Source organism: Streptomyces sp. NPDC006923 (genome assembly GCF_040635655.1).
Classification (GTDB): domain Bacteria; phylum Actinomycetota; class Actinomycetes; order Streptomycetales; family Streptomycetaceae; genus Streptomyces.
Genome location: NZ_JBEYIF010000007.1, coordinates 241,099 through 264,612 on the forward strand (window position 1 = coordinate 241,099; position 23,514 = coordinate 264,612).

Annotated in this window: 19 protein-coding genes and 3 tRNA genes; 11 read left to right on the forward strand and 11 right to left on the reverse strand. The window is 70.9% G+C overall.

All coding sequences use genetic code 11. From position 1 onward, the window contains the following. Positions 1 to 28: 28 nt before the first annotated feature. Positions 29 to 3,799 (reverse strand): S8 family serine peptidase, encoded by a 3,771-nt coding sequence (locus ABZ707_RS16700; protein WP_360174440.1) that lies wholly within the window; start codon positions 3,797 to 3,799, stop codon positions 29 to 31. Between the two features lie 223 nt (positions 3,800 to 4,022). Between ABZ707_RS16700 and ABZ707_RS16705 the strand changes: the two genes are divergently transcribed. Beyond that, positions 4,023 to 4,096 (forward strand) — tRNA-Lys (locus ABZ707_RS16705). A gap of 78 nt (positions 4,097 to 4,174) precedes the next feature. On the opposite strand, the gene ABZ707_RS16710 is transcribed toward ABZ707_RS16705, so the two are convergent. Then, complete coding sequence (locus ABZ707_RS16710) at positions 4,175 to 5,419, reverse strand: M6 family metalloprotease domain-containing protein (protein ID WP_360174924.1); 1,245 nt, start codon at positions 5,417 to 5,419, stop codon at positions 4,175 to 4,177. A gap of 323 nt (positions 5,420 to 5,742) precedes the next feature. Between ABZ707_RS16710 and ABZ707_RS16715 the strand changes: the two genes are divergently transcribed. Continuing rightward, the gene (locus ABZ707_RS16715) at positions 5,743 to 7,683 is read left to right on the forward strand and encodes an EAL domain-containing protein (RefSeq protein ID WP_360174443.1); all 1,941 of its coding nucleotides are present in this window, start codon (positions 5,743 to 5,745) and stop codon (positions 7,681 to 7,683) included. A gap of 5 nt (positions 7,684 to 7,688) precedes the next feature. On the opposite strand, the gene ABZ707_RS16720 is transcribed toward ABZ707_RS16715, so the two are convergent. The 4 genes from ABZ707_RS16720 to ABZ707_RS16735 all read right to left on the reverse strand — a co-directional run bounded on the left by ABZ707_RS16720 (position 7,689) and on the right by ABZ707_RS16735 (position 12,014). Continuing rightward, entirely contained in the window at positions 7,689 to 9,125 is a 1,437-nt protein-coding gene (locus ABZ707_RS16720) for a WGR domain-containing protein (protein WP_360174446.1), read from the reverse strand. A 96-nt stretch (positions 9,126 to 9,221) separates the two neighbouring features. Then, on the reverse strand, positions 9,222 to 10,328 hold the full coding sequence (locus tag ABZ707_RS16725; protein WP_360174449.1) for an LLM class flavin-dependent oxidoreductase: 1,107 nt from the start codon (positions 10,326 to 10,328) through the stop codon (positions 9,222 to 9,224). A gap of 133 nt (positions 10,329 to 10,461) precedes the next feature. After that, on the reverse strand, positions 10,462 to 11,181 hold the full coding sequence (locus tag ABZ707_RS16730) for a decarboxylase (RefSeq protein WP_360174452.1): 720 nt from the start codon (positions 11,179 to 11,181) through the stop codon (positions 10,462 to 10,464). Next, positions 11,178 to 12,014, reverse strand: a complete 837-nt coding sequence (locus tag ABZ707_RS16735) for a decarboxylase (protein WP_360174455.1) — start codon at positions 12,012 to 12,014, stop codon at positions 11,178 to 11,180. Before ABZ707_RS16735 ends, ABZ707_RS16730 begins: the two co-directional genes overlap by 4 nt. Before the next feature lie 169 nt (positions 12,015 to 12,183). Here ABZ707_RS16735 and ABZ707_RS16740 point away from each other — a divergent pair, with 169 nt between their 5' ends. Both ABZ707_RS16740 and ABZ707_RS16745 read left to right on the forward strand, forming a co-directional pair. Further along, the gene (locus tag ABZ707_RS16740) at positions 12,184 to 13,134 is read left to right on the forward strand and encodes a D-2-hydroxyacid dehydrogenase (protein ID WP_360174458.1); all 951 of its coding nucleotides are present in this window, start codon (positions 12,184 to 12,186) and stop codon (positions 13,132 to 13,134) included. Then, on the forward strand, positions 13,127 to 14,536 hold the full coding sequence (locus ABZ707_RS16745; protein WP_360174461.1) for an amidase: 1,410 nt from the start codon (positions 13,127 to 13,129) through the stop codon (positions 14,534 to 14,536). Before ABZ707_RS16740 ends, ABZ707_RS16745 begins: the two co-directional genes overlap by 8 nt. Positions 14,537 to 14,549: 13 nt before the next feature. Here the strand turns inward: ABZ707_RS16745 and ABZ707_RS16750 are convergent, their stop codons facing one another. Next, positions 14,550 to 15,047, reverse strand: coding sequence for a DUF3830 family protein (locus tag ABZ707_RS16750; protein WP_360174464.1), 498 nt, complete (start codon positions 15,045 to 15,047; stop codon positions 14,550 to 14,552). Positions 15,048 to 15,143: 96 nt separating this feature from the next. Here ABZ707_RS16750 and ehuB point away from each other — a divergent pair, with 96 nt between their 5' ends. The 6 genes from ehuB (at position 15,144) to ABZ707_RS16780 (ending at position 19,208) form a co-directional block, all read left to right on the forward strand. Beyond that, positions 15,144 to 16,046, forward strand: coding sequence for an ectoine/hydroxyectoine ABC transporter substrate-binding protein EhuB (ehuB, locus tag ABZ707_RS16755; RefSeq protein ID WP_360174467.1), 903 nt, complete (start codon positions 15,144 to 15,146; stop codon positions 16,044 to 16,046). Beyond that, positions 16,043 to 16,717, forward strand: a complete 675-nt coding sequence (ehuC, locus tag ABZ707_RS16760) for an ectoine/hydroxyectoine ABC transporter permease subunit EhuC (protein ID WP_360174470.1) — start codon at positions 16,043 to 16,045, stop codon at positions 16,715 to 16,717. The genes ehuB and ehuC overlap by 4 nt, the downstream gene beginning before the upstream one ends. 32 nt (positions 16,718 to 16,749) lie before the next feature. Further along, complete coding sequence (gene ehuD / locus ABZ707_RS16765; RefSeq protein ID WP_360174927.1) at positions 16,750 to 17,367, forward strand: ectoine/hydroxyectoine ABC transporter permease subunit EhuD; 618 nt, start codon at positions 16,750 to 16,752, stop codon at positions 17,365 to 17,367. Continuing rightward, a complete protein-coding gene (locus ABZ707_RS16770) occupies positions 17,357 to 18,145 on the forward strand; it encodes an amino acid ABC transporter ATP-binding protein (RefSeq protein WP_360174474.1) in 789 nt (262 codons plus the stop codon). Before ehuD ends, ABZ707_RS16770 begins: the two co-directional genes overlap by 11 nt. A 166-nt stretch (positions 18,146 to 18,311) precedes the next feature. Next, positions 18,312 to 19,073, forward strand: coding sequence for an IclR family transcriptional regulator C-terminal domain-containing protein (locus ABZ707_RS16775; protein WP_360174477.1), 762 nt, complete (start codon positions 18,312 to 18,314; stop codon positions 19,071 to 19,073). Positions 19,074 to 19,134: 61 nt separating this feature from the next. Continuing rightward, positions 19,135 to 19,208 (forward strand) — tRNA-Lys (locus tag ABZ707_RS16780). 115 nt (positions 19,209 to 19,323) lie between these two features. On the opposite strand, the gene ABZ707_RS16785 is transcribed toward ABZ707_RS16780, so the two are convergent. The 4 genes from ABZ707_RS16785 to ABZ707_RS16800 all read right to left on the reverse strand — a co-directional run bounded on the left by ABZ707_RS16785 (position 19,324) and on the right by ABZ707_RS16800 (position 23,191). Then, the gene (locus ABZ707_RS16785) at positions 19,324 to 19,812 is read right to left on the reverse strand and encodes a phospholipase (protein WP_360174480.1); all 489 of its coding nucleotides are present in this window, start codon (positions 19,810 to 19,812) and stop codon (positions 19,324 to 19,326) included. Between the two features lie 412 nt (positions 19,813 to 20,224). After that, positions 20,225 to 20,812: a lytic polysaccharide monooxygenase gene (locus ABZ707_RS16790; RefSeq protein WP_360174483.1), complete on the reverse strand. Its 588-nt coding sequence runs from the start codon at positions 20,810 to 20,812 to the stop codon at positions 20,225 to 20,227. A gap of 151 nt (positions 20,813 to 20,963) precedes the next feature. Then, a complete protein-coding gene (locus ABZ707_RS16795) occupies positions 20,964 to 22,979 on the reverse strand; it encodes an SPFH domain-containing protein (RefSeq protein ID WP_360174486.1) in 2,016 nt (671 codons plus the stop codon). Then, positions 22,976 to 23,191: a hypothetical protein gene (locus tag ABZ707_RS16800; protein ID WP_360174489.1), complete on the reverse strand. Its 216-nt coding sequence runs from the start codon at positions 23,189 to 23,191 to the stop codon at positions 22,976 to 22,978. Before ABZ707_RS16800 ends, ABZ707_RS16795 begins: the two co-directional genes overlap by 4 nt. 182 nt (positions 23,192 to 23,373) lie before the next feature. Here ABZ707_RS16800 and ABZ707_RS16805 point away from each other — a divergent pair. Next, positions 23,374 to 23,447 (forward strand) — tRNA-Lys (locus tag ABZ707_RS16805). Positions 23,448 to 23,514 lie beyond the last annotated feature (67 nt).

Sequence of the window (23,514 nt, forward strand, 5' to 3'; positions counted from 1 at the left end):
AGGACGCGCGCGCCCCGAGGGTGTGCGGTCAGCCGAGACCGAACGCGCGCGTGATGGTCTGCGTCACGGTGTTGCCCCGGGCGTCGGAGGCGTGGACCCGTACGGACACGAACTCCGCCCGCGCCGGAGCGTCCAGGTGCGTGAGCGCGCCCTTGGCGGAGCTGCTCAGCGTCGCCTTCCGCCAGGTCCTGCCGTCGTCGTACGACAGCTCCACCCTGTCGGTGCGCACCGCGGCGTTCGACGCTCCCGGGATGTGCGAGGGAGTGACAAGGAACGCCGCCCTCCGGTCGGCGGTGCCGTCCTGTCCGGTCGTGATCCCGTAGTCGATCTGCACCAGCGGGAGCTGCTGGGTCACGCCCTCCTTGGGGGTCGCCGAGGTGAAGCCCCATTCGGTCCGGGTGGCGGTCGAGTAGGGGTGCCCCTCGGTACGCCCGGTGGTGGTCACCAGGCGGTAGTCGCCCTTGCCCGCGGGGACATCGGCGCCGAGCACATAGCCCGGCGTCCCGGCGACCAGGGTGTCGCCCCGGTACAGCTCCGTCTCCTGGGAGATGGTGCCGGGGCCGACGGTCCCGGCGTGGTTGACGCCGCCGTCGCCGAAGCCGGGCACGGTGACCGTGACGGAGTCACCCGTACGCTGCGGCACCGGCTGGCTGCGGTTGATACGGGGCCGCTCCACGGGGCCGAACCACTGGACGTCCGTGGTCTTCCCGGCCGGATAACCGACCAGATCGGAGAATTGGAACGACTGGATCCCGGCGCTGGCCTCCTCCATCCAGGCGACGTTCCGGTCCGGGGTGACCCAGTCGGTCCTGTGGCTGCCGGCGAGCGACAGGCGGGGGCCGCCGATCTTCACTCCGAGGTAGGGCTGGATGTCGTAGCGGAACTCGTCGACCTCCAGCGCCGGGTCGTTGCGGAACCCGACGTCGACCCGGGCGAGCTGCTTCTCCGTCGGCGCGTACACGAGGTCCCGCGGGATCGTGCCCTGCCACGAGCGCACCAGGTCGTAGAGGTACTCCGACTTCGCGTGGGTGACCAGCCGCGCCGGGACGGACCCGGTGCGGCCGGCCTCGATACGGGCGATGAGCTTCTCGCCCTCGGTCCGCGACACGCCCACGACGGTGATCGGGGTCCGGCGGATGGGTTCGTAGAGCCGCCCATTGAGGTCGTTGACCACCACCAGCAGCGCGACTCCGGCGCTCTCGGCCGCTTTCACCTGCGCGTCGCTGGGTGACGGGGCGTCTTCGTCGTCGTCCTCGCCGGCCGGTACGTAATGGATCACCGACACCTTGCCCCTGGCGTCCAGGGCGGCGTAGTCGTCCGCCATGCCGTCGCCCGCGTAGACCGCGTCCAGGGTGCGGTCCCCGTCGGGCTGTCGCGCGGATCCCGGCTGGATCCAGAGGTCGTCGAAGTCCTGGCCGCCGGAGGTGAGGCTGAGCAGGGGCTGCTGCATCCGCCAGCGGGCCGTGTAGACCAGGTCGCCCGAGGCGGGCTTCGCCGTGGGCAGGGCCCAGAGGCTGTCAAAACCGTTGCCGACGGTATGGGCCTCGGTGGCCGGCGGCGAGCCGTCGGCGTAGGACCGGCTGAAGTCGACGCGGATGTCGCTGTCCGTGCTCTTCCTGGGGGTCACGAGCCGTGTCTGCCGGACCTTGCTGCCGTCCAGCACCACCTCGGCGTCCTCCGTCACAACCTCGACGGTGGGAGCGGTCAGCAGGGCCAGGCCCGCCGAGGACTCACCATGGGTGCCCTCGACCACCACCCAGGTCCAGACGGTGTAGGTGCCGGACGGCACGATGGCGTCGAACACACCGCCCTGGCTGTAGGCGGACAGGGCGTACTCGTCGCCCTGTCGCTGGTAGCTCACCAGAACACTGACCGGGACGCCTCGGTCGTCGGTGACACGGGCCCGCAGGTGGTGGTCCTCCTCGCGGGTGCTGACGGACAGCAGCGTCCTGGTGAGGGTGGCGCCGCCGGCCGAGGCGACGATCCCGCCGGAGTAGCGGTTGCCGTCCGGAGCCCGGTCGAGGTGCGCGGTCACGGTGGTGGTGGCCGTACCGCCGGCGGGGACCACGAGCTGCCGGTCCGCCAGGGTGAACACACCGCCCGGCGCGCCGGGCGCGTCGACGGCGAGGTCCAGGGTGACGGCGGCGGGGCCGTCATTGCGCCACTCCACCGTCCTGTCGACATTCCGGTCGGCCCCGGTGCCGGACTCGGCGTCCGGCGAGTGGATGCCGAAGTCGGCGGTTCCGTCGGCGACGACCGTCGCGCCGGTGGCCGCGACGGCGTCCACCCGCCCGTTGCCGCCGGCCTCGACCGGGTTGGCAGGAGTCGGAACGGCCGTGCTGACCAGGGCGTCCTTGATCCTGTCCCCCGTCCAGTCGGGGTGCCGGGCGGCGACCAGCGCGGCGACACCGGCGACATGCGGGGTCGCCATGGAGGTGCCGCTCATCGTCGTGTACGAGCCGCTTCCGGACGGGTAGTACTGAGAGCGCGCCGCGAGGATGTCCACACCCGGCGCGGTGATCTCCGGCTTGATCGCGTCGTCACGCAGCCGGGGCCCCCGGCTGGAGAAGTCGGCCGACGCGTCCTGGGAGTCCACCGCGCCGACCGTGAGGGCGCCGGTGGCGGCCCCGGGTGACGCGACGGTGTAGTTGCCGGGGCCGGAGTTGCCCGCGGCGATGGTGAAGAGCGTTCCGGTCTCCGCACTGAGCTCGTTGACCGCCTGGCTCATCGGGTCGGTGCCGTCGGACGCCTCGGTGGAGCCGAGGCTCATGCTGACGACCCGGGCCTTGGCGTCCCGGGCGGCCCACTCCATGCCGCTGATGATCCATGAGTTCTGCCCGCTGCCGCGGTTGTCCAGGACCTTGCCCACATGCAGGTTCACACCGGGAGCGACACCCTGCTCCGATCCGCCGGACGCGGCGCCGCTGCCGGCGATGGTGGAGGCCACATGGGTGCCGTGGCCGGCGTGGTCAGTGACGTCCTCGCCGGGTACGAAGGTGGCGGACGAGGTGACGACGGCCGCCAGGTCCGGGTGCCCGGTGTCGTAGCCGGTGTCGAGCACGGCCACGTCGACGCCCTTGCCGGTGTTGCCGCCGGCCCACACCTCCGGCGCGCCGATCTGCGCGGTGCTGTCCGCGAGGTCGGCCCGCACCTTGCCGTCCAGCCAGATCTTGGCTATCCCGCCGGTGAGCGCGGGCCTGGAGTCTTTCGTACGGGAGGCCGCGCCGCCCGCAGGAGCGGTCAGGGCCGACCAGAACCCCTCGGCGCGGCTGTGGTCCGCGACGAGCGCGGTGCTGTCGATGCTGGTGAGCGCGCGGACCTCGCTCGCGCCGTCGGGCAGGGACGCGGTCGCGGACACACGGCGGGCCTTCGAGCCGTAGCTGAAGATCATCGGTATGCCGTCGGCGCGGGCGTCGTCATAGCCGTCGGCGATCAGCCGGGTGACATTGAAGAGGTTCGTGTCCAGCAGTCCGGCCGCCACATACGGGTCGGTGGCCGACGGATAGACATAGGTGTCGCCGCCCCGGGTGGTGACACGGGCGTCGGCGCGGCCGCCGTCCGGGCCCTCCACGGTGACGGTGTCCGGGCCCGCGCCGCCCGGCGTGACCGTCACACGGTCGCCCGTCAGCAGGGTGACGGTCCTGGCGCCGGACCCGGCGGTGGTGGCCGCCTTGGCAACGTTGTCAAGATCCGCGGTGGTACTGCGGCCGGTCGCGAAGGCCGACGGGGTCGCCGTCAGCACCGCCAGAGCCGCTCCGAGAGCCAGCAGTCGGTGTCTGCCGGGATATCTCTGTCTCAAGGGGTCTTCCTAGCGTCGAAAACCTGTAGGAACGCCTGGACACTAGCCAGCGATCACTCATCGGGACAGGGATCTTGCGAAAGATCAGCGCGGGAAACGCGGGGGCAACACGGGGGCAATACACGGACTGCTCCGGCCCCCGCACCGCGCGGGCCTCCTCCTTCACCCGAATATCGATTTTTCCTCGCCCTGAAACGGGTGCTAAGGTCTACGACGTCAGCAGGCGCCGCTAGCTCAGTTGGTTAGAGCAGCTGACTCTTAATCAGCGGGTCCGGGGTTCGAGTCCCTGGCGGCGCACAGACAAAGGAAGGGCCTCTCGCGCAAGCGGGAGGCCCTTCCTTCTGTATCCATGCCCTGCATCCGAGTCCCGTTCGGCTACACACCCGTGGTGATCTTGACCGTCCAGGCGCCCGTCGGGGTGCGGTCCGCCACCTCCACCCTTGTCCGCTCGCCCGGCACCGTGAAGGTCTCACCGATCCCCAGCGGCGCGTCCGCCAGCGGCGGGTACACCGACTGCTCCCAGCAGGCCTCGCTGCGCGGATGGGTGTCCACCACCTCGACCGGCCCGCGCCCCGACGCGGCCTCGCTCCGCACCCGGTAGATCAGCACGCCCTCGGTGCAGGTGTGGCCGTCGTTGCCGGTCGCCCCGCGCGCCTCGATGGCCAGGGAGGTGTGCTTGCCGGTCCGCACCACGGCGAGCCTGGTCCCCGCGCTCCCGCCGACGTCCCGCTCGGCGGCGATCGGCTCCAGCGTGAGCAGGCTCGTGCCGGACGGCGCCACACAGCGCACCTGCCGCCGGTCCAGCCATCCCAGCTTCCACTTGTGCCAGCCGAAGAGGTCGGGCGCCAGGCCGAACTGACTGCCCATCACATCCCAGTCCCCGACATAGGTGTCCCAGTCCCCCTTGCCGTCCACGGGCCGGTGATAGAGGTCCGGGAGGTCGAAGACATGTCCGGTCTCGTGCGCCAGGACGTTCCGGTCCGGCGGATGCCGCTCGAAGACGGTGACAACACGGCTGATGTCCGTCTTGTCCGCGCGCAGCGGCCGGTCGAAATTCACCACCTTCGTGGCGTCCGAGTCCACACCCGGGGCGTCCGGGTCGGCGACCAGATAGACGACGTCGTACTGGGAGAAGTCGACCAGCGGATCCGCGACGCTCAGGGCGTCCCGCATATACGCCTTGCGCCGCTTGGGGTCCCAGTCACGCCGCATCCCGTAGGCGGTGGAGGCGTACGGCATTTCGAGCCACCGCAGCTCGGAGTGCTCACGCAGCCTGAACTTCCCGTACGACGCCCGCTCGTAGAAGCCGCTGGTGGCGGGGAAGTGGTCGGCCGCCAGCTCCGCGGGGCTGGTCAGCGGCCGGGAGTCCGGGAAGGACAGGAAGATCATGACCGCGTCGAGGGCGTGGTCCGGACGCGGATAGGAGGCGTTCCAGGTGTCGAGGCCGAGGGAGTGATGGGCGGGTGTACGGGGCAGGGCACAGGGCCCTTCGGGGGCCGCGGCCACGGTGGGCCCTGCGACCAGGGACGTGGCGGCGAACGCCATCAGGGAGGTGAAGGCGGCCGCTGTACTGCGCAGGCGAGGCCGTTCCACTCCCCCGGGTGGCTGCTGAGGCTCCACATAGACCTCCGGCTGCGGAATGCGGGACACCTCACCCACCTTGTGCTGTTTTAAGGTGGTACGCCCTGTTCCACTGCCCCACACGGGTGAGAAGCCCGACACCCCGGTGACTTACTGAAAGTCACAACTGGTCACATCAGCGCCCTACAGGGCCACCCACGTGCAGAAACGATCGCCTGGCGACAACTCCCGGCCTTCCGCGATCCCGTTCCGCGTCCGGGAGCTGGAACGGTTACCCGGCCTGCCTCTATGATCGGCACACTTTCCCTGGCCAACCGTCGCGACCACCCCTGTACGACACGACAGCACCGCGGGAGCGAGCCGTGAGCGGAACCTCCGAAGGACCGCGCCCACCGGCCGTCGCGGCGTCAGGCACCGTACGGCCACCGGTCACGGAGCGTCATGGCGCCGACCGGGCCGCCGCCGAAAGCGTCGCCAGGACCGCCGCCGGCCCCCGCGACTACCGCGGTGTCTTCCAGGCCGCCCATCTCGCCATGGCAGTCCTCGACCACCAGGGCGCCGTCATCAGCGCCAATGACGCGCTGGCCGAGCTGCTCGGCACCGAGCCCGCCCGTCTGTTCGACCGGACCGCCGCCGACCTGGTCGACCTCGCCTCCGACATCCGCACCTGGCACGCCTACCGCGAGGTACTGGAGGGCCGGCGCTCACGCCTGCGCTGCACCCGCCGCCTCAAGCACCCGGACGGGCGCACCCTCTGGGCCGAGGTCAATCTCTCACCCGTGCCGGAGAGCCGCAGTGTGCTGCTGTCGATCGCGGACATCAGCGACCGGCGCGAGCTGCAGGCGCGGCTGCGCCACCTGCAGATGCACGACCCGGTGACCCGGCTGCCCAACCGCACGCTCTTCTTCGAGCGGCTCACCTCGGCCCTGGAGGCTTCGCCGTACAACGGCGGCGGCCCCTTCGGCAAGGGCAGGCCCTACGGCGGCGAGAGCGGCCCGCTGGGCGAAGCCGGGCCCCGGGGCCACGACGGCCGGTCGTACGGCCATGGCGGCACCGGCCGGATCGGCCTGTGCTACCTGGATCTCGACGGCTTCAAGGCCGTCAACGACACCCTCGGCCACCGCACCGGCGACCGGCTGCTGGCCGCCGTCGCCACCCGGCTCACTGAGTGCGCCGACCAGGACGGCTACACGCGCAGCGGCGGTCATCTGGTGGCCCGGCTCGGCGGCGACGAGTTCGCGATTCTCGTCGAGGACTCCACCGGTACGGAACAACTCGCGGATCTCGCCCGGTCGGTGCTCACCGCGCTCCAGCTTCCCTTCGATCTGGCCGGGCAGCGGCTCTCGGTCTCGGCCTCGATCGGGGTCGTGGAGCGGGCCGTGGCCGGCACCACTCCGACCGGTCTGATGCAGGCCGCCGACACCACGCTGTACTGGGCGAAGGCCGACGGCAAGGCCCGCTGGACCCTGTTCGACCCCGAGCGCAACGCCCACCGGATGACCCGTCAGGCGCTCACCTCGGCGCTGCGTCCGGCCATCGAGGACGACGAGTTCGTCCTTCAGTACCAGCCGCTGGTGGGAATGGCCGACGGGGTCGTACGCGGTGTGGAGGCACTGGTCCGCTGGAACCACCCGCAGTTCGGCACCCTCTCGCCCAACCGGTTCATCGGGATCGCCGAGGAGGACGGCTCGATCGTGCAGCTCGGCCGGTGGGTGCTGCACACGGCCTGCCGCCAGGCACGCCAGTGGCAGCGGGACCATCCCGGGGCGCGGCCGCTCTTCGTCAGCGTGAATGTCGCCGTACGCCAGGTCTGGGACTCCGATCTGGTCAGCGATGTCGCCGAGATCCTGGCGGAGACCGGACTGGCCCCGCAGCTCCTGCAACTGGAGCTGACGGAGTCCGCGGTGATGGGGTCGGCGGGCCGGCCGCTTCAGGCGCTCCAGGCGCTGAGCGACATGGGTGTGCGGATCGCCATCGACGACTTCGGGACCGGCTATTCGAATCTCGCCTATCTCAGCAGGCTGCCGGTCTCCGTCCTCAAGCTGGACGGCTCGTTCGTCCGCGGCTTCCGGTACGACGACGGCGTCCACCCGAGCCCGGCCGACGAGACGATCGTCGAGGCCCTGGTGCAGCTCGCGCACCGGCTGGGGCTGACGGTCACCGCGGAGTGCGTGGAGACCTCGGGCCAGGCCGCCCGGCTCCAGCGGATCGGCTGCGACACCGGGCAGGGCTGGCTGTTCTCCCGCCCGGTGGCGCCGGAGCGGATCGCCGAGATGATCGCCGCCACTCCGCCGCCGTCCTGACGCGCTCAGACCAGCCGCCTGATCTCGCCGCGGACCCGGTAGAAGCCGGCCTGGGCCGGGTGCAGGGCCTCGACGACATAGCGGGTGCCCGGCTCCCGCATGCCGCGCGGGAACTGCACGTTCCATGAGGGCTCGAAGCCGTCCGAGACCACATGGACCCGCAGCCGGCCGCCCTCCCGGACGCATTCCACGACCACTCCGCCCGCTGGTACCGCCGCCGACGAGACCGTCCGCACCGTGGCCGCCGGGGTGTACGTGGGCAGCGCCGCGGCGAGCTTGACGTCCACCGTGGCGGGGACGGTGCCCTGCTGGGCGGCGGCGATCCCGGCCTCGCTCGCGTCGACGCACACCAGGGAGCCGTCGGTGGTGACCATGTACAGCTTCTCGTCGAGGTACTGCATGGACAGCGCCGAGCCGCTGCCCGTGCCCAGCTTCCACAGCCGTGTGCCGTCCGCCGCGAAGCAGTAGACCGACGAGGCGCTGTCGCCCGCGAAGACGAACCGCCCGCCCGGCGCGGTCGCGCAGGAGTACACGGCGGTGTCGGCGCGGTACGTCGCCTCCACCGAGCCCGTGGCCTTGGACAGGCGCTGTACGACATGGCGGCCGGTCCCCGCGTACACCGACTCGTCCTCCTGCCAGCCGAACAGCACCCCGCCCGCCGTCGGGGTGTGCCACAGCTCTCCGGCGCCGCCGGGCTCGTACGCCGTCACCCCGCGCTGGTGCCCGTGGTACACCGCGCGGTCGTCGGCCCGCACCATCCAGCCGTGCCCACCCTGGGACTTGCGCGCCCACTGGTATTCGTCCTCGTGGTCGATGACCGTCAGACCGCCGTCGCGGTCCGACACGTTCAGCACGCCCTCGCGGATGTCCAGCCAGAAGATGTCGACGTCCGCCGCGATGTCGTACGCCGCGAACGGCAGCTTCGACGACAGGTCGTACACCGTGCCGTCGTCACAGCCCGCGTATATCCAGAAGTCGTCCGCCACCAGGCACTTGACGCCGTCCGGCAGCGCGTACCGCGCCAGGACCTCGCCGCCGTGGCTGAGCGTGTAGACGTCGCCCGCCTGATTGCCCACCCAGCAGCGGTCCTCGTCGATATGGATCCCGAAGGCCGCGGAGCCCGTACGGAACCGCCACAGCACCGGCGCGACGGCGCGGGCGGTGGACGGCGCCGACGTCGCCTCCCGGCGCGTCACCGGCCGCGCCGCCCGCTGTCCCCGGACCGCGGGAGCGTATCCCTTGCGGACCTTCTCGCCGATCTTCTTCGCCGCGGCGGCCCGCGCCTTGGCCTCGGTCGGGAAGGTCGTGGTGCCCGACTGGCCGCTCGCGCCGATCCGTCCGTAGCGCACCGAGACGGCCGTCCCCTCCACGGTCACCTCGTAGAACTTGTGCGCCCCGGCGCCGTCCTGCGACAGCTCCAGATACGTCGTGGCACGCGGCATGGCAGACCCCTCCCCGGGAGGACGCGGCATCCGTTGCGCCGCGTCCAACTGCCTCCAAGCTACGAGTCACCACTGACAATCCGGTGGCGGCGGACGTCAGGCGCCCGGCAGGCCGTACGCGTCCGCGATCAGTTCGTAGCTGCGCAGCCGGGCCTCGCCGCCATGGGCGTTGGCCGTGATCATCAACTCGTCGGCGCCGGTGCGCTTCTGAAGGTCGTTGAGGCCCTCGCGGACCGCGTCCGGCGTCCCGTGGACGATGTTCGAGAGCCAGGTGTTCACGAACTCCTGCTCCGTCGGGCTGTACTGGTACGCCTCGGCCTCCTCCGGCGTGGGGACGAGCCCCGGGCGGCCGGTGCGCAGACGGACCATCGAGAGCGCGCCGCTCAGCACCTGGCGGCGGGCCTCGCGTTCCTCGTCACTGGCGAGGGCCGCGACGCCGATCAGGGCGTAGGGGGCGTCGAGGACCGCCGAGGGGCGGAAGGACTCGCGGTAGAGGTCCAGCGCCGGGATGGTGTTCTGCGCCGAGAAGTGGTGGGCGAAGGCGAACGGCAGACCGAGCACACCGGCCAGCCGCGCGCTGAAGCCGGACGAGCCCAGCAGCCAGACCGGCGGACGTCCGGTGGGCCCCTGGACCGGGCCAGGGACGGCGTGGATCCGGGAGTACGGATGGCCGTCGGGGAAGTCGTCGTCCAGGAAGCGGGTCAGCTCCGCGAGCTGCTGCGGGAAGTCGTCAGCGCCTTCGTTCAGCCGGTCCGTACGGCGCAGCGCGGCGGCGGTCGCCCCGTCGGTGCCGGGCGCGCGGCCCAGGCCCAGGTCCACACGGCCCGGGGCCAGCGCCTCCAGGGTGCCGAACTGCTCGGCGATCACCAGCGGGGCGTGGTTGGGCAGCATCACGCCGCCGGAGCCGAGACGGATGCGCTCGGTGTGGGCGGCGAGATGGGCGAGGATCACCGCCGGTGAGGACGAGGCGACCCCGGGCATGGAGTGGTGCTCGGCGACCCAGTGCCGGTGGTAGCCCCGGCGCTCCGCGAGCCGCGCCAGCGCGACGCTCGTCTCCAGGGAGCGGGTGGCGGTGGAGCCGCTGCCCACGGTGACGAGGTCCAGCACAGACAGCGGTACGGGGGCCGTACCGGCCACCGTGCCCCGGATCGCGTCCGCCGTCTCCGGAATCGCGTCCTGTGTGTCCCGGCTCGCGTCGTCCACTGGTCAATCCTCCCGCGCGTGAAAGCTGTACGAGACAGCTTCAACAGGAGGGGCTCTCCGTTTATTCCCGGCCCGCGTGTTCCGGCGTACCGGAAAGCCGTCGTCCGGTCCGCGGTGTCGGACCGGGCAGCGCCTACTCCCGGCTCGCGAACAGCGTGCCCAGCTTCGGCGCCCACGCCCGGCGCTCCGCCAGCCGCAGACCTTCCCAGACCGTCACCTGGTTCGCCGTGAGCACCGGCTTGCCCAGCGCTTCCTCCAGCTCCGGCAGGTGGGCCGCCGTATGGAGGGCCGTGTCCGGCAGCAGGACGACCTGCGCGTCCGGGTGGTCTCCCGCGCGGGCCAGCGCGAGCACCTGCTCCCACTCCCAGGTCCCGACCTCGGCCGCCGTGATGATCCCGCTCGCGCGGTCGGAGACGACCTCGATGCCGGCCGACTTCAGAAAAGCGGTGAAGTACGCGGTGACGTCCTCCGGATAGGTGGCGGCGACCGCGACCCGCTCGGCGCCCAGCTCCCGCACGGCGTGGGCGAAGGCGAACGACGTGCTCGACGCCGGGAGCCCGGCCGACGCGGCCAGCCCGCGCGTCTGCTCGTGCGCGCCCTCCCAGCCGTAGACGAAGCTGCCGCTCGTGCAGGCCCAGACCACGGACTCGGCACCGGCCAGCCTGAGCTGCTCCACACCAGAGGCGAGCCGCTCCGCCGCGCCCATCCGCAGCAGCGCGTCGACGCGGTGGGCGTCCTCGCCGATGTCGGTGTGGACGACAGGCAGTCTGATGTCGCTGCCGAGCAGCATCTCCATGCGCGGGTAGTCGTCCTCCGCGGAATGTCCGGGGTAAAGGAGTCCGACGGTCGTCATGTCCAGCCTTCCTGGTCTTCCGGCACCGATTCCACCGCCAGCGCTGCCGGCAGGGCCTCCGCCGGCGGGACCGGAGGCGCCGGCACGACCGCCTGCGCCGGAGGCGGGTCGAGCAGCGCCTGGTACGGGCCGACGGCCTGCGCGCCGAGCCTTCGCAGCGCCGCCCACATGGTGACCTGGTTGGCGGACAGCACCGGCATCCTCAGCTCGGCCTCCAACTGCGGAATCGCGTCGTACGTCGGCAGATTCGTACAGCTGATGAAGAGCGCGTCGGCCGCCCCGACGACGGCCTGCCGCGCCATGTCCACGACCGAGCGGTACGGCACCTTCCAGATGTGCCGGGTCAGCCCCAGAAAAGCGCGGCCAGTGACCGTTACCCCGACGTCGGCGAGGTACTCCTCCAGCGACTGGGTGACGGACTCCGTATAGGGCGTGACCAGCGCGATCCGGCTGGCGCCCAGCTCCGCCAGCGCCTCGACCAGCGCGCCGGAGGTGGTCAGCGAGGGCACCTCGCCGGCCCGGGTCATCGCCTCGCACATGGCCCGCTCTCCGGCCGGGCCGCCGACAAAACTGCCCGAGGTGCAGGCGTACGCGATGACCTCGGGCTCGGACGCGCCCAGCGCCCTGACCGCCTCGCCCAGCGTTTCGTGCTCGCTCACCAGCCTGGCGAGGTCCAGCGAGACCTCGACCGGCACATACGGCGTCCTGGTCACACGCAACGAGATGTCGTCGGGCACCCAGCGCCACAGCTCACGGTCGAGCGCGAAATCAAAAGGGGCGACTACGCCGACTCCACGCTGCGGCTGCGGTCCACCCAGAAAGGAGACTTGCAAGACGGGCCCCCTTAGCCTGTTATTGACGACGGTAGGGACCGGGTGCGAGCGTGGTCAATCCGTACATCTCAGACGTTGCACGGAATTTTCCTCGGGGAAATACGCCTCCGCGGCACCGGCCCGGCTGACGCACACCGCCGGCCGCGCCCCGTCAGAAGGGCTCCTCCTCATGCCAACGCCCACCCTGCTCGTCCTGGAGGCGGACCCGCCGCCGCGGCTCGGACGGCTCGCGGGCCGGGTCCGGATCCGCTATGCGGACGAGGACAGCCTCGCCGCCGAACTCCCCTCCGCCGACGCCCTGTTGGCCTGGGACTTCACCTCCGACGCGATACGGAACGCCTGGCCGGGCGGGGGCCGGCGGCCCGGCTGGGTGCACACCGCGAGCGCGGGCGTGGACCGGCTGCTGTGTCCCGAGCTGATCGCCTCCGACACGGTCGTCACCAATGCCCGGGGCATTTTCGAGGAACCGATCGCCGAATATGTGGCGGCGCTGGTGCTGGCCATGGCCAAGGACCTCACCGGGACGCTGGAGCTGCAGCGCCAGCGCCGCTGGCGGCATCGCGAGGGGCTGCGGGTCGCGGGCAGCCGGGCGACCGTGGTCGGCGCGGGCCCGATCGGCCGCGCCGTCGCCACCACGCTGCGGGCGCTCGGCGTGACCGTCGCCGTCACCGGCCGTACGGCACGTCCCGGCGTGCACGGCGCCGACCAGCTCGACCGGCTGCTGACCCTCGCGGACTGGGTGATCTGCGCGGCGCCGCTCACGGACGCGACCCGCGGGATGTTCGACGCGCGGCTCTTCGGGCTGATGCGGCCCTCCGCCCACTTCATCAATGTGGGCCGCGGCCTGCTCGTCGTCGAGCCCGATCTGGTGGCCGCGGTGTCCAGGCGCTGGATCGCGGGAGCGGCCCTCGATGTCTTCGACCAGGAGCCCCTCGGTCCGGAGAGCCCGCTGTGGGACGTCCCCGGCCTGATCGTGTCCCCGCACATGAGCGGGGACACGGTCGGCTGGCGCGACCGGCTGGCGGCACAATTCGTCGACTTGTATGAACTTTGGGCCGCCGGAAAGCCCCTGCCGAACGTGGTGGACAAGAAACGTGGGTACGTCCCCATGCATGACTGATCCCACGTTCCTGACCGACCTGACCGCGCGGCAGCTCCTGTCCGGTTACGAGAAGGGCGACTTCTCGCCCGTCGACGTGACCCGCGCGGTACTGGAACGGATCGAAATGGTCCAGCCGCTCGTCAACGCCTTTGTCCGGGTGACCGCCGAGGAGGCGTTGACCAGGGCCGAAGCGTCGGCGGGACGCTGGAGCAGAAGGGAACCGCTGGGGCTGCTCGACGGGGTGCCGGTCTCGGTGAAGGACCTCTTCCTGCAACGGGGCGTGCCGACCCTGCGCGGCTCCAGGGCCGTGACGGCCGAGGGGGTCTGGGACGTGGACGCCCCGGCGGTGGCACGGCTGCGTGAGCACGGCGCGGTCCTCGTCGGAAAGACGACAACCCCCGAATTCGGCTGGAAGGGTGTCACGGACTCGCCGCTGACCGGGGTGACGCGCAATCCCTACGACCTGTCCCGGACGGCGGGCGGGTCCAGCGGCGGCAGCGCGGCGGCGGTGGCACTGGGCGCGGCTCCGCTGTCCCTCGGCACCGACGGCGGCGGTTCGGTCCGTATCCCGGCCTCCTTCTGCGGGATCTTCGGGCTCAAGCCGACCTACGGCAGGGTGCCGCTCTATCCGTCCAGTCCCTTCGGCACGCTCGCGCACGGCGGGCCGATGGCCCGGGACGCGGCGGACGCCGCGCTGCTGCTGGACGTGATCAGCGGCCAGGACCCCCGGGACTGGTCGCAGCTCCCGCCGGCGCGGCCCGTCAGCGACTCGCTGACGGAGGGTGTCAAGGGCCTGCGGATCGCGTACTCGCCCTCCTTCGGCGGCCAGGTCGCGGTGCGCCCGGCGGTCGCCTCGGCCGTACGGGACGCGGTGAGCCGGCTGGCGGAGCTGGGCGCGTACATCGAGGAGGCCGATCCGGACATCGCGGATCCGGTGGACGCCTTCCACACCCTGTGGTTCAGCGGTGCGGCCCGGCTGGTGGAGCCGTTCGGCCCGGCCCAGCGGGAGCTGCTCGATCCGGGGCTGCGGGAGATCTGCGAGGCCGGCGCGCGTGACAGCGCACTGGACTATCTGGCCGCGGTGGACGCCAGGATGGAGCTGGGCCGGCGCCTGGGCCGTTTCCACACCTCGTACGACCTGCTGGTCACCCCGACACTGCCGATCACCGCGTTCGAAGCGGGCCGGGAGACACCGAGGGGCTCGGGCCTGCGCCGCTGGACGGGGTGGACGCCGTTCACCTATCCCTTCAACCTGACGCAGCAGCCCGCCGCGACCGTGCCCTGCGGCGTCGACGAGGACGGGCTGCCGATCGGGGTCCAGCTCGTCGCCGCCCGGCACGCGGACGCGCTGGTGCTGCGCGCGGCGCACGCGCTGTACGAGTCGGGCGCGGCGCGCGTCCCGGCACCCGCCGGACGCTGAGCGGCCCCCGCCGTCAGGCCCTGCGGAAGCTGAGCGTCTCGCCGACGGCACCCGCTCGCCACAGGTCCTGGCATGCCTCGGCCATCACGTCGAGGCCCTCCACGACCGCGCCCCAGACAATGCCCGGGATCCAGCCCATGTCGCCGTTGATCAGGAGATTGTTGCGCTCGTAGAAGAGAGCGAGGTCCACGACGGTACGGCGGCCGCGCACGGCCTTCTCGTCATAACCGTAGGAAGACGTGCCCAGCTCGGTGTCCGAGAAGGTGAAATAGCAGAGATCGCCGGGGATGGGCGTCACGGTCGGATTCTCCAGCGGCGGCTCCTCGGCGGCGAAGGCCGGAAAGAGCGCGTAGATCTCATTGCGCGCGTATTTGGCGTGATAGACGTCGGAGCCCAGCGGCAGCGCCTCCCACACCGCCGCGCAGGCGACCGGAGCCCGGTCGTCCAGGAGTTTCGCGGTGCACCGCACTCCGCGTTTGTCGAGCGACACAGTGACAAATCGGTCGGTCATCCCCTCATGGTCCTCGTCCGGGCCACCGAGTCAAGGATGCGTGATCGTCTGAAAATGACGCGCATGACCCGAATGGACTCGGGTAGCCGCGCGCCCATGGCTCCACCACCTGTACAGAACAAAGAAAGAGCAACAAAAACACCCATAGGCCGCCGCTCGCTGCTGCTGAGCACGGTGGCACTGGGCGCCGCGGGGGCCCTCGGCGCCACGGGCTGCGGCAGGGTCCCCACCGGTGACACCCTCGCCCGGCTGACGTCGCAGCGCACGGTGCGGCTCGGCATCGCGGGCGAGGCGCCGTACGGATACATCAACGACCGGGGCGACTTCACCGGTGAGGCGGTGGAACTCGCCAAGGTGATCTTCAAGCGGCTGGGCATCAACAGTGTCCAGCCGGTGGCGACCGATTTCTCCTCGCTGATCCCCGGCCTCAATTCACAGCAGTTCGACGTCGTCTCGGCCGGGATGTACATCAACAAGGAGCGCTGCGCCCAGGTCATCTTCGCCGATCCCGAATACCAGATGCTCGACTCGTTCATCGTGCGCAGGGGCAATCCCAAGGGCCTCCACTCGTACCAGGACGTGGCGCGGGCCGGGGCCAGGATCGCCACGGGCGCCGGCTACGCGGAGATCGGCTACGCGACAGCCGCCGGAATCCCGGAGAAGGAGATCGTCATTCTCCAGGACCCCGTCGCGGGCCTGAACGCCGTCGAGTCCGGGCGGGTCGACGTATTCGCCGGGACCGCGCTCACCGGCCGTGCCGTGGTGAAGAAGAGCCGGAAGGCCGAGGCGACACAGCCGTTCGCGCCGCTCGTCGACGGCAGGAAGGTGATCGACGGCGGCGGCTTCGCCTTCCGTCCCACCGACACCGGACTCCGTGACGCCTTCAATGTCGAGATCCACCGGATGAAGCAGAGCGGTGAACTGTTCCGCCTGCTCAGGCCGTTCGGCTTCACCGAGTCGGAGATGACCACGCTCACCGCAGAGGAGCTGTGCTCATGACGGCCGGCCTCTGGACCCACTGGGTGCTTCCCGGTATCTGGGTCACTCTTCAGCTCACCTTCTACAGCGCGGCCCTGGCCACCGCCGTGGCCTTCGCCGTGGGGACGGCACGCACCCACCGCTCGCGCCTCGTGCGGTTCGCCGCGGGCTTCTACACCGAGGTCTTCCGCGGCACCTCGGCGCTGGTGCTGATGTTCTGGCTCTTCTTCGTGATGCCGGGCCTGTTCGGCTGGGCGCTCGTGCCGATGTGGGCCGCCGTGCTGGCGCTGGGCCTCTCGTACGGGGCGTACGGCGCCGAAGTCGTACGCGGCGCGCTGAACTCCGTCGCGCCGGCGCAGCGCGAGGCCGGTATCGCCCTGAACTTCACGCCCTGGCAGCGTATGCGGCTGATCCTGCTGCCCCAGGCGGTACCCGAGATGATCCCGCCGTTCAGCAACCTCCTCATCGAACTGCTGAAGGGCACGGCGCTGGTCTCGCTGCTCGGTGTGGCCGATGTGTCGTTCGCCGCGTATCTGGTGCGTCTGGCCACCCAGGACAGCGCCCGGATCTACTCGGTGACGCTGGTGATCTACTTCGTGATCGCGTTTGTCCTGGCCCGCGGTATGCGCGCGCTCGAACGCAGGGCCAAGGCCGGGATCGGCATCGCCACGACATCGGGAGGTGTCCGGTGAACACCTGGGACTGGTCCGCCGTCGCGGACTTCATGCCACGTTTCTGGGACGGGCTGCTCCTCACCCTCCAGGTGCTGGTGCTGGGCTCGCTCCTCTCCTTCACGCTCGGCCTGGTCTGGGCGATCGGGTTCCGGGCGCCGGCGCGCCTGGTCCGCTGGCCGGTCAACGCCGTCACCGAGTTCATCCGGAACACGCCCCTGCTGGTGCAGCTCTTCTTCTTTTTCTTTGTGCTGCCCGAGTGGGGCGTGCAGTTCTCCGGGCTGACCACCGGGACGATCGCGATCGGTCTGCACTACTCGACGTACACCGCGCAGGTCTACCGGGCGGGCATCGACGCGGTGCCGGCCGGGCAGTGGGAGGCGGCCAAGGCGCTCAGCCTCCCGGCCGGCCGGACCTGGCAGGTGGTGATCCTCCCGCAGGCGATCCGCCGGATCGTGCCCGCGCTGGGGAATTACGTCATCTCCATGCTGAAGGACACGCCGCTGCTCGCCGGGATCAGCGTGCTGGAAATGCTCCAGCAGTCCCGGCTGGAGAGCGCGTCCACCTTCCAGTACACCGAGCCGCTGACCGTGGTCGGTGTCGCCTTCATCCTCATCGCCTACCCGGCTTCTCTTCTCGTGCGAGCCCTGGAGCGTCGTCTTGTCCGCTGACAGCCCTACCGCCGAAACCACCGGCACCGCGGCCGCCGAGCCGGCCGAACTGATCCGCTTCGACAGGGTGACGAAGCGGTTCGGTGCGAACACCGTCCTGGACGATCTCTGCTTCTCGGTGCGGCCGGGCAAGCACGTCACCCTGATCGGCCCGTCCGGCTCGGGCAAGACGACGATCCTGCGACTGCTGATGACGCTGGTGCAGCCGGACGAGGGCACCATCACCGTGAACGGCGAGCAGCTCTTTCCCGCCGGTGAGAAGCGGGTGCGCGAGGTGCGCAAGCAGATCGGCATGGTGTTCCAGCAGTTCAACCTCTTCCCCAATATGAGCGTCCTGCGCAATGTCACCGAGGCGCCCGTCCGGGTGCTGGGCCTGAGCAAGGACGAGGCCGAGCAGCGCGGTCGTGAGCTGCTCGACCTGGTCGGCCTCGGCGACCGCTGGTCGGCCAGGCCGACCCAGCTCTCGGGCGGTCAGCAGCAGCGGGTGGCGATAGCCCGGGCGCTGGCGATGCGGCCCAAGGTGCTGCTGCTGGACGAAGTCACCTCGGCGCTGGACCCCGAACTGGTCGCCGGGGTGCTGGACGTACTGCGGGACATCGCCCGCACCACGGACATCACCATGCTCTGTGTCACCCACGAGATGAACTTCGCCAGGGACATCTCGGACGACGTCCTGATGTTCGACTCCGGGAAGGTCATCGAGTCCGGTCCGCCGGAAAGAATCTTTTCCGCTCCGGAACACGAACGCACGCGCGAATTCCTTGGCGCGGTGCTCTGACCTGTCACTCTGCCAGTTAAGTGTGCCACTGGCATATGCCACGGTGGCGCGGTCCAGCGTATGGCCCTGGACCGCGCCTTCCGTGTCGTCAACTGCACGCCCCATACGGGTCCTTGGCGGCTATCGTGGTGCGTGAGCTTGCGGTCACAACCTGCTAGGGGGAACCGTGGTGCTGAAGCCGGAACCGACCGTGCCGTCCCACTCGGTGCACAGCGTGCTCCGTGTCCTGGAGGCCGTCTCCAAGTACGGCGGCGGCGTCACCGACCTCCAGATCGCCCGGGAGACGGGGCTGCCGGCCGGGTATCTCACTCCCCTGCTGTCGATGCTGCGGCGCGAGGGATATGTCCAGCAGATCGCGGACGGCGCGTATGTGATCGGCGACTCCCTCCTGCTGCTGCTCGGCTCCGGCGCCGCCCGGCAGCGGGCGGTCGAGGCGAAGCTCAGGGAGACGCTCACCGAGCTGCGCGACTCCGTCGGCGCGGCCGTCTACATCAGCCGGTACATCGACGGCGAGATCAAGGTCACCCAGGTCGCCGACGGTCCGCACACACCCGCGGTCCATGAGTGGGTGGACTTCCGCTCCACGGGTCATGCCAGCGCGATCGGCAAGTGCCTGCTGGTCCAGTTGGACCAGAACGGCCGCCGGGACCATCTGGCCCGCCACAAGATCGCCCGTTTCACCTCCCGGACGATCACCAGCGAGCGCCTGCTGTTCTCCCGGCTGGACAGCCAGCCGCCGACGGTGCCGGTGCTCGATCTCCAGGAGTACGCCGTGGGCACGGTCTGCGCCGCGGTGCCGCTCACGGCCGGTGCCGCGACGGGCTGTCTCGCGCTCTCGCTCCCGGTCGAGCACGCCCACCGGCTGCGCTCGGCGGCGGACACCCTGAACCGCGGGGCGGCGCCGGTGGCGCTCTCGCTGACCATCTGAACCACCGGCGGGCCCGGTCCTGAGCATCCCCGAGCACCGGGTATTATTTTCGAGTCAGCAGGCGCCGCTAGCTCAGTTGGTTAGAGCAGCTGACTCTTAATCAGCGGGTCCGGGGTTCGAGTCCCTGGCGGCGCACAGACGGGGCAGGGGCTCCTCGCGGAAGCGAGGAGCCCCTGTTCGTTTACGCGGACATGCCAAGCGGCCACGGGTGGGGCGTGCCGCTGAGGAGCCGGTGCCGGTACGGCGCGTCTCAGGCGACGGACCGCTTGCCGTCCACCGCGGCGGTCAGGCCGAAGATGTCGACCGCGTGGTAGTACGTCCACGCCGTGGCGTCGCAGGACGCCTTCGTCGCGCCCGAGTACGCCGAGCACACCCGCTTCAGGTCCGCGTAGAAGGCGGAGTCGATCCGTGCCTTGTTGGCGCTGAAGGTGCCGGCCGCCTTGTAGTTGCGGTAGCCGAAGTCATGGCGGGCACAGGGGGTCTGGAACGGGAAGCCGAAGGGGTTGTCCGGCGAGGTCGAGCAGTAGTCCGTGGACCAGTCGAAACCGTAGGCCGACCAGGAGCCCTGGTTGCTCCGGGCCGCGAGCCAGGAGTTGTAACTGGCGGCGGACTCCTGGGTGAAGCCGCTGAGGACCTGCGGTTTGTCGGCGGGCGCCGCCGATGCCTGGGTCGCGGTCAGCAGTGCGGCGGGCAGGGCGAGTATGGCCGCGGCGAGCGGAAGTGCCAGACGTCTGCGCATTGCGGAATACCTCCGACAGGAATGGGGGGAGTCGCTCCCTGCCCGGTGGCACGGAGCGCCCTCAGCGTGAGCGGCACGGCTGTCGCACGGGTCTACGCGCGATGACCACCGCGGGAATCGTCCCCCAAATCCCGGCGCCGGAAAACCCCCGCGGCAGCGAACGGCCCTCCCGCGGAGGGCAGTTAGGGGGCCATTGACGGGTCTGTCCACAGGTGACCGGTACGCTCCGGCCGGCGCGCCGCCGCCCGCCCGGCGGGATCGGCCGGCGGGATCGGCGGAGAAACAGCTCGGGGAGCGCGGGCCCCTGGCGCCGCGCTCCCCGAGGGTCAGGCGATCACTGACCGGCCGTCACCGCCGAGTCAGTGAGAAATACCAGAACCCGAACTCCGGGCCCTGGCGCCCGTACCGGACGTCAGAACTGCACGTCCGAGCACGAGTAGAACGCGTTCGCCGTGTCCGCGATCGTCCAGACCGCCACGATCATGTGCCGGCCCGACTTCGAGGGCAGAACACCCGAGTGCGACAGCGTGGCCGGCGGCTGCTGGTTGTTGTACGGCACCGTCAGGAACGGCTGGGAGTCCAGGGCCGCGCGAGTGAGCGGCTGGGAGGGGTTCCAGCCGTTCTTGGTGACGTAGTACTTGAAGTCGGTCGTGGCATGCCGGGCGGTGAACTGCCACCGGAAGGTGTAGTTCTGGCCGCCGTTGAGCTTGGTGGTGGGCCAGGAGCCGCCGCGCTGGTCGTCGAGCTGCGCGAACTGGCTGTTGCCGCCCGAGCAGATCCTGCCGTCTGCGGGACCCGACGCCGGGAAGCCCTTGGGCCCCTCGACGCTCTGCGGTTCCCACTGGATGTTGCCGCAGTTGCTCACCGTGCCGTTGGCACAGAGCTTCTGACGGCTGATGGGGGTGTCGGTGTAGCCATGGCTGCTTGCGCTGCCGGTGGCGAGCAGGGAAACGCCCGCGACCGCGAGGCCGACCACGGCCGCGCCAATCTTCTTTCGCATGCTTCGCTCCAGAGAACGTGGGGAGTTCGGTGAGCCGTACTGCACGCGTGCAGGGAGAACAATCCGCCGCTTTGTCAATCTGCGGTCTAGACCAAGTCCTAGAGTATTAACGGAACTTGACCGTGTCCATAACACGTGCGGTCCAGACCAATCACGATCTCTCGCCGGTTCCCTGCCTGCCGGTGTAGAAGGCGACGGTCAGGTCCTTGACCAGCGCCGTGCGCTCGTCGACGTCCAGCTCGACGAGTCCACGCGAGGTCAGCCGGTTCACCGCGTCGTCCACCGCGTCCACCACGGCGGTCAGCACTCCGTCCCGGTGCTTGGCGTCGATGGCGGCGATCCGGCCGCGCCGCATCGCCGCGGCGATCTCCGGCGCGTACTCGATCCGGGTCGGCTGAGCGGAGAAGACGTCCACGCCGATGGGCCGGCACTCCGCCGACAGCATCCGGGTCAGCGCGTCACCGACCGCCTCGGCGTTGCGCAGGGTCGGCGCCTCCTCGTGGAAGGCGTCGCTGGGGAGTTGCGAGAGCACCCGCGCCATCGCCGCCTCCACCTGCTGACGCAGATACTCCTCGTGGTTCTCGACGCCCAGGGCCGCGCGTACGGTGTCCCGCACCCGCCAGACCACCAGGACGACGACGCGCAGCTCTGTGCCGTTCGAGTCGACGGCCGGCATCGGCTCACTGCGCCAGTGGCGCAGCCGCACATCCACCTTGCGGCGCACCAGCAGCGGACTGACCCAGAGCAGCCCCGTACGGCGCACACTGCCCCGGTAGTCGCCGAAGAGCGTCAGCACCCATGCCTGGCCGACCCGCCCCCGGCCGAGCCCGCCGAAGGTGAAGAACGTGACGATCACACCGAAGGCGAGCAGGGCCCACTGTCCGATCCCGATGCCGTGGTACGGATTCGACGGCAGCCCGAGCACCCCGGTCACCATGTCGGGCACGGCCCCGATCCACCACACCGCCGCCACGCACACCAGGAGTGCCCCGAGCCCGACGATCACGACGGCCCAGCCGGGCAGCGCGGGCCCGGGCCGTTCGGCCAGCCTGGGATCACCGGGCGGGGCCGCGCGCGACGACCCGGCGGGCGCGGCCGCCCGCCGGATCCGGGGCTGCTCCCCGGTCCCCCACCGCCGCGCCGCCGGGGCCGGTCTGACGGGGCCTCCGGCGTCCTCCAGGGCCTCGGCCTCGTCGCGGAAGAGAAGGTGGACGGGGATCTCCTGGGTGTTCTCACCGACGATGAGCGGAGTCCACCGGGGAAGCTCCCCCGTCCCTCCCGCAGGGGCGGGGGCCACGGTGTCCGCCCGTACGAAGGCGTCCCAGCCGGCGGACTCCGACTCCATGTCGGTGGCGCCCATCGGTCCGGAGACATCATTGGCGCCGGAGGCCGGCGCCGCGCCGGCGCGATCGGTGTGCTCGTCGCCCCCGGCGCCCTCGGCGCCCTCGTTGTCCTTTTTGTCCTTGTTGTTCTCATTGTTCTCGTTGTTCTCGTTGTTCTCGTTGTCCTGATCCGGCGGCCGAGGTCCGGACGTCTCGGGCGCCGGCTCCGCGTCGTCGAGCGCCGTCGGAGCCGTCTCCGGCGCCCGCGCCTCCCGGTGCGGCCCGCCGGAGGGGCTCATCATCTCGGCGCCGAACACGGCGCGCGCCGACCGCTCCGGGTGCGCGTCCTCGCCCCAGCCGTCCCCGGCCGCCGATTTCTCCGGGCCGGGAGCGGGGCCGGCGGACCCCCCGGGCCGATCGGTGTCAGGGCGGGCACCCCCGCCGGGCGGCTGATGCCCCGGGTCCGTACGCACCGGGCCCGCCGCGGCCGTATCGCCCGGCACGGGTGCCGGTTCCGCGCCCTCCCGGCCGGAACGTCCGGGCCGCACCGGTGTCTGTCCGCCGGAGGCCACCCGCGCGGGACCGACGGGCGGCTCCTCACCGGTCCAGGACGAACCGGACAAGTCCCCGAGGACGGGGCCCAGCGGGGCGGGTGCCCCCGGCTCCGCGACCGGCACCGGTGCCCGCGGCCCGTACTCGCCCGGCGCCGGGAGCGCGTCGGGCGCGGTGGACGGGAGGGGCGGAGGCGCGTACGCGTAGTCGGCCGTGACCGGCTCGGGCGGTACCCCCGGCGTATCCCGCCGCGGCGTTCCGTCGTCGTCCGGCCGCGAGGTCGGTGTCGTCATCCTTGCCTCCGTCGTGCGAAGAGTCGCCGCCAGGTCCGCGGGCCCGGGCAGGAGTCGATACCGGCGGGGACGGAGACGGGCACCGGCACGGGCACGGGCCGGATGTCCCTGCCGGGAGCGTCCACCGGATACCGCCGGTGCCGCCGCTCGGCGCAGCCGGCGCGGGGGCGGTCGAGAGCGGGCTCGTACTCCTCGAAGACCGGGACGGCCATGTGATCCTCTCCACACTCAACAAGATCCTCCGACGCGGCCGCACGGCGCCGACGTCCCAACTGTCCGGGCAAATCACATTTTGACGGATCAACGGTAAGAAAGGACAATCCGACAGGCCGCAACGCTCACCGAATGGTGGGGACCACTCATCCCGATCGGGTAGAGTTCTCCAGGTCAGCAGGCGCCGCTAGCTCAGTTGGTTAGAGCAGCTGACTCTTAATCAGCGGGTCCGGGGTTCGAGTCCCTGGCGGCGCACGCACAGTCGAAGCCCCCTCACTCCAGGTGAGGGGGCTTCGCTCGTTCGGGCGGAGACCCTCCGCCA